2 protein-coding genes are annotated in these 1,941 nt (G+C 70.3%); one reads left to right on the top strand and one right to left on the bottom strand.

Going from position 1 to position 1,941, the window contains the following annotated elements; genetic code table 11:
* Nucleotides 1-1,145 (bottom strand): DNA polymerase III subunit gamma and tau (locus BN11_RS16755; RefSeq protein WP_048701793.1); only part of this gene is annotated, 1,145 nt, incomplete at its 3' end.
* 123 nt (nucleotides 1,146-1,268) lie between these two features.
* Between BN11_RS16755 and BN11_RS16750 the strand changes: the two genes are divergently transcribed.
* The coding region (locus BN11_RS16750; protein WP_048699483.1) for a DsbA family oxidoreductase at nucleotides 1,269-1,941 on the top strand (673 nt) is incomplete at its 3' end.

Raw genomic sequence — 1,941 nt, 5'->3', positions numbered from 1 at the left:
CGTTCGATGCGGTCGAGGCGGGCGGCATACCCATGCTCACCGGCGGCACCGGGCAGCAGGACGCGGGCGGCGATCAGTTCCAGTTGCAGCCGTGGCGCCGTGGCGCCGGTCATCTCGCTCAGCCCGGTGTTGACCAGGTCGGCCGCGTGCGAGAGCGCCCCGGGACCGAACCCACCCGCCTGCACCCGCATCCGCTCGATCTGATCGCTCGGCAACGCCCGCAGCACCGACGACCCTGCGTCGGGCACTGCGGTCAGGACGATCAGGTCGCGGAAGCGCTCGAGCAGGTCCTCGATGAAGCGCCGGGGGTCGTGGCCGGTCTCGATGACCTTGTCGATCTGGGTGAAGACCCCCGCGGCGTCTCCAGCCCCGAAGGCCGTGACCGTCGCATCCAACAGTTCACCGTCGGTGAACCCGAGGAGCGCAGCCGCTCCGTCATAGGTCAGCCCACGCGCGTCCGACCCCGCCATCAGCTGATCCAGCACGGACAGCGAATCTCGCACCGAACCTCCGCCGGCCCGCACGACGAAGGACAGCACGCCCGGCTCGACATCGACACCCTCGGCGCGGCACAAGAGCTCGAGATAGTCGTGCAGCCGGGCCGGCGGCACGAGGCGGAAGGGGTAGTGGTGGGTGCGGGAGCGGATGGTCCCGATGACCTTTTCGGGCTCGGTGGTCGCGAAGACGAACTTCACGTGCTCGGGCGGCTCCTCGACGATCTTGAGCAGAGCGTTGAAGCCTTGCGTCGTGACCATGTGGGCCTCGTCGATGATGTAGACCTTGTAGCGGCTCTCGGCCGGCGCGAAGGCCGCCCGCTCCCGCAGCTCACGGGCATCGTCGACGCCGCCGTGGCTGGCCGCGTCGATCTCGATGACGTCGATCGAGCCGGGCCCCCCGCGCGCCAGCGCCACGCACGAGTCGCACTCGCCGCACGGGGTGCCGGTCGGCCCCTGCTCGCAATTGAGACAGCGGGCAAGGATGCGGGCGCTCGTCGTCTTGCCGCACCCACGGGGGCCGGAGAAGAGGTAGGCGTGATTGATGCGGCCGGAGTCCAGCGCACGCATCAAGGGCACCGTCACGTGCTCCTGCCCGATCACGTCGGCGAACGTGTCGGGCCGGTAGCGGCGATACAAAGCGGTGCTCACCCTCGGAACCCTAGCCGTGGGTCCCGACAACGTCATCCGGCCCGGCTACCGGTCACGCGGATGTGCGCTCTCGACGGCCCCGAAGTGCACTCTCGACCGGATGGGGGCGCATAGAGTCGGGGCATGCGTATCGACGTCTGGTCCGACATCGTCTGCCCGTTCTGCCACGTGGGCCGGCGCCACCTCGACCTGGCCCTCGCGGATTTCGAGCATCGTGACGACGTCGACGTCATCTGGCACAGCTACGAGCTGGACCGCAACGCCCCCGCGGTCGGCACCGGATCCAATGTCGATCGGATCGCCCAGAAGTACGGCGTGACGCGCGAGCAGATGGTCGCTCAGCACGAACAGATGGCGGCGGGGGCAGCGGAGGTCGGGCTGGACTTCCAGTGGGACCGCGTCGTGCCGAGCAATTCGTATGACGCGCACCGCCTCATCCACGCCGCGCGCGAGGCCGGGGTCGAGGGCCCGGTCACCGAGCGGATCATGCGCGGGTGGTACACCGAGGGCGCGGCGATCGGCGACGCCGACACCCTCCGCCGGCTGGCCGCCGAGGGCGGCCTCGACGCCGAGACGATCGAGCGGGTGCTGAGCAGCGACGATCACGGCATCGACGTGCGCACCGACGAGGCGGTCGCCGGCCAGATCGGCATCACCGCGGTCCCCACCTTCGTGCTCGACCAGAAGTATGCCGTGACCGGGGCTCAGCCCCCGCAGGTCCTGCTCGAGGCCATCCGGCACGCCTGGGCGGACCGCGCCAAGCGCCCCGAGCCCGTCGCGGCCGGCGGGTGCGGCG

This window comes from Nostocoides australiense Ben110 (assembly GCF_001050535.1).
GTDB classification, from domain to species: domain Bacteria; phylum Actinomycetota; class Actinomycetes; order Actinomycetales; family Dermatophilaceae; genus Nostocoides_A; species Nostocoides_A australiense.
The sequence above is the reverse complement of the archived record's forward strand: the minus strand, read 5'-3'. Positions and strand labels throughout refer to the sequence as shown.